General features: G+C 36.8%; 3 protein-coding genes. All 3 read right to left on the bottom strand.

What is annotated here, in order from left to right; genetic code table 11:
- Positions 1–509: 509 nt before the first annotated feature.
- Positions 510–1,301: a PorV/PorQ family protein gene (locus AB1414_16725; GenBank protein ID MEW6609063.1), complete on the bottom strand. Its 792-nt coding sequence runs from the start codon at positions 1,299–1,301 to the stop codon at positions 510–512.
- The gene (locus tag AB1414_16730; protein MEW6609064.1) at positions 1,294–1,431 is read right to left on the bottom strand and encodes a hypothetical protein; all 138 of its coding nucleotides are present in this window, start codon (positions 1,429–1,431) and stop codon (positions 1,294–1,296) included. The genes AB1414_16725 and AB1414_16730 overlap by 8 nt, the downstream gene beginning before the upstream one ends.
- 664 nt (positions 1,432–2,095) lie before the next feature.
- Entirely contained in the window at positions 2,096–3,919 is a 1,824-nt protein-coding gene (locus tag AB1414_16735; protein ID MEW6609065.1) for an IS1634 family transposase, read from the bottom strand.
- Positions 3,920–4,109 lie beyond the last annotated feature (190 nt).

Consider the following 4,109-nt stretch of genomic DNA (forward strand, 5'->3'; position numbering starts at 1 on the left):
TACACCCATTTCTCCATCAGCCATCTTGTCCCCCTCCTTTTTCAGTATAGATTGAGTAAAAACCCTTCTCTATATAAATCGGCAAAGGGGAACATTATCTTAAGCTATTTTTCGGATAGGCTCTAAACATCTTCTAATTGCATAAGTTAAATCTCCGTAGATTAAGTCATTTTTCATATTTTTGTTACACGGATTAAACGGATTTCTTTTGTAAGCGGATTGAACGGATTGAGCTGATTTCTTTCTTGTAAGCGGATTAAACAGATTTTTTTGTAAGCCGATTGAGCGGATTGAGCGGAAAAAATAAAAAAATCCATTAGTGTCCTGACCTAATTAACACTCGTGTTTCCCTTTCTTCATCTGACTAAAATATTAGAAAGTTAATATGTTAGGACACGAGGAAAAAAATCCGCTTAATCTGCTAAATCCGCTTACCATTAAACAAATCCGCTCAATCTGCTAAATCCGCTTACTATTAACTCCGCTTACTATTAAAAATCTGCGTTCTACTAAAACCTTGTTACTAACGATACGCGATGGGTTTTATCCAACTCATCATAATCACAGAAGGCATAATCTATATCTACACCGACATTCGGTATCCTGAATCCTGCACCATAGGTTAGACTTGAGGATTTCAGTGCATCTTTGGTCAAGGTTCTATATCCTGCTCGAAGTGCCACTATCTCCTTAATCCAATATTCTGCACCAAGATTGAAGTTGGTATCATTATCTGATGGGAAATTGACATCCAGCCCTAAGGTTAACGCATTATCCAGTAATTTATATGCCCCACCAACCTTAATATTCAACGGCAGTGCATCTTTCTCACTGATAAATGCCTTTAGTTTAGGACCAAGATTTTGAATGGTTGCTCCAATGGTAAGATTTTCTACAGTAGGTTTGTATAAACAACCGATATCTAAAGCGATACCGGTAGATTTTTCATTATCTATCTTCATCTGAATATATTTTATACTCGCACCTAAATTACAATTTTCTGTAAGTTTTTTGGCATAAGCGACACTCAACGCAATATCCTTGGCGTCATAATCACCTATCTTCCCAGTTCCGTCTATTGTTCTATCAATACTGCCTGAATCTAATAGTGTCAAACCACCACCCATAATTCCACCCATAATTTGCTGTGGATGGATGTAGGCAAGATAATTGTAGGTAATTTCTTCTAACCAATCTGCATACATAAAAGTAGCCTGTCTGTTTTGGATATTAGCCAGACCGGCAGGATTCCAGTAGATGGCATTGATATCATCTGCAATAGCGACAAAGGTTTCACCCATCGCGATTGGTCTTGCCCCCCTGGCTCAATTTCAAAAATACCGCCCCTTTTTCTCCTGGTGTCTTTGACAGACAATAATCCGCTGAAAATATTACAATTCCTATAACTATTAGACTTATTACCTTTCTCATTTTTTATTCCTCCTTTTGCCTTTGGTAAAAGATGTGTAAGTTTTAAAGTTGATTATATCATAACACATATTTTTCGATTTGTCAATACCTTATTTATAAAAATTCAGTTCTGAGTGTATAGGGTCAACCCTCTTCTATTATATCATATATCAGGTAGTCTGGATGACTTTTTATAAATCTTTTTTAATATCTTTGAAATATAAAAGTATTATACCAGACCTCGAAAGCAGAATTATATCTTCTACCTTACTTTTTGTAAACGGATTAAACAGATTTTTTTTAGTAAGCGAATTAAGCGGATTGAGCGGATTTTTTTATTTCTTTTTCCGCTAAATCCGTTAAATCTGCTTACTAAATAGGAAATTTCCACCCCCTAACCCCCGCCAGCGGGGGACAACCGATATCTTCAGGTCTTATAATTCCTGTCACCTCCTCTAACCGCCGCCAGCAGAGGACAACTCGCCTCTGCTCTCTGCCTTCTGTCTTCTGACCTGTGTATTTATCCGTGCTAATCCGTGTTAATCAGTGGCTGAATAGTTATCTTTACTTTTTGTCTTTTGTATTATACCAGGCACATCTTAACCCAAGTTCATGGTTTAAAAAATTAAGTTAAGCAAAATCAATGGGTTACAACTCATAAAAATTCAATTTGGGCACTACATCTTCAAATAATTATTTTTATTATCCTCCCCATTTTTTGATAAGGTATTTTTAGAGCCGCATAAATCTCTTTATGATATGGCTCGGGTTTAAGCGATTTTCTGATATGAACTATTTTACCATCTTTCCTCCTTATGGTGGTGGTTACCCGAGTATGTGTGGCTAAACGACTCCGAATCGCCTCCCAATCATTATTTATTCCCTCTTGGCGAAGATTAAATCTTATCGTCTGTAAGATATGATATGCCAGCACCGTAATAAATAAATGACCATCTACCCTCTCCTCCTTTTGATGATGAACCGGCCTTAAACCTAATTCAGATTTCATACATCGAAAGGCACTCTCTACATCCGTAAGCATGGTATAAATCTCCCAAATCTCTTTCTCATGGAGATCCTTTCTGTCTGTCCGTAAAAGATATCTCCCTTCTCTTTCTACCTCTCCATTTTCTAAAACCCAATTTACATCTTTTGCTTTCTCTGTTTCTACATCCTTCACAACACTAATCTTATAGTGCCGGGCTACCTTTTTGTATTTCTCCTTTAACCGTCCTATTTTCTCTATTACCTTCTCGTATCTCTTGAGAGTCTTCTTCTTTAAAAGACCTGATTTTATCTTCTCCAATTCTTCCTCAAATCGTTTCTGAAAAAGATTCTTAATCGCCTCTTCTTTCTTCTCCTTATCCGTAGAATGAACAACAAGTTTAACCTCTGAGCTTTCCTTATCTTCTACCAAACTACATCTAACTACACTATCTTTGTCCTCTTTAACAATAGTTGAAGCCTCATCCAATGACATATTCTTTCCTTTCTTCCGAGATACGACTAAATAACTATACCCTTGCCCCTTTATCCACTTCAAATTCTCTTCCGTTGCTATCCCTGCATCCAAAACAATAGTAGGTTTGATTAGGTCCTGACCACAAGAAAGTTTCTCAATAACATCCTTCAGAGTACTGGGTTCACTAATATTACCACTAAATACATCGCTGTGCTTGGGAAAACCATCTCCATCCAACACCAACCCTAAGGTTACCAAAGGACAATCACTTCGCTTCTCCTTAGACCGTCCAAATCTTGCCTTAGGATTATTCTTCCCGTTACCTTCAAAAAAGGTATTGGTTAAATCATAAAGAATTATCTGCTCCCCTAAACTAAAAAGATTACGCTCTCGACAATTTAAGTGTTTCTCTATCTCCTCTTTGCAAGAAAAAAGATTGTCTGAGGCTCGATATACCCTATCCTGAGAAAGTAAACTAAAATCTGTCCCCATTAGCTCATCTAAACCACTTATCTCTTGTAACCAAATATGAGTAGCTCGCTCAGAACCAGGAAAAATAAGCCTTCCCGCTATCACTCCTATCGCTACCTCAACTTGTGGCTTACTAAAACCAAGTTGAGTAAGTTTTTGGTCAATTTGAAGAGTCTTGATTGTATGAAAAACAACTGTTTCAGCACCAATAGTCACAGACTCCTCATTCTCTAAACTATTGAGATCAACCGTTTGGTAATCAGGACTAACAGGAGACTCTTCCTTAATTACAGGAAGGCATGAGCTTTGGCGACTAATGATCCTGCGAGCATACTTTTTAGCTAAAATCTCTATTTCTTCAGGATACTCTAATAAAACCTTCTGGCCGGTGATAATCTCTTCGATTCGCTGAGCTAATATTTGCCATTCTTCCTCTGGGAGATTAAAATCTGTTCCCAGATTAAGAATAACCTTTTGTCGAGGTCCTTTTTGGGTTCGCAGAGATTCTACAAGTTTGTAAGTATAATATTGAGTAACATTTTGTTTATTTATGTGGGTAACCTTTCGGATAAACATAATGAAATATAATATCATAGAAGGGTATGTTTTGTCAAGAGGAATTTTGCTTTACCCAAAAGATTTTGACACTACAAACCAATTCTTAAAGTTTTTAAAAAGTTAACATCCTGATATGATTAGACTTACATTTTTAGTAAGGCTAAATTAGTCCCAAATTTACCCTTAATCCCATGAACTTGGGTTAAGT

Source organism: bacterium, assembly GCA_040755795.1.
GTDB lineage: Bacteria > UBA9089 > CG2-30-40-21 > CG2-30-40-21 > SBAY01 > JBFLXS01.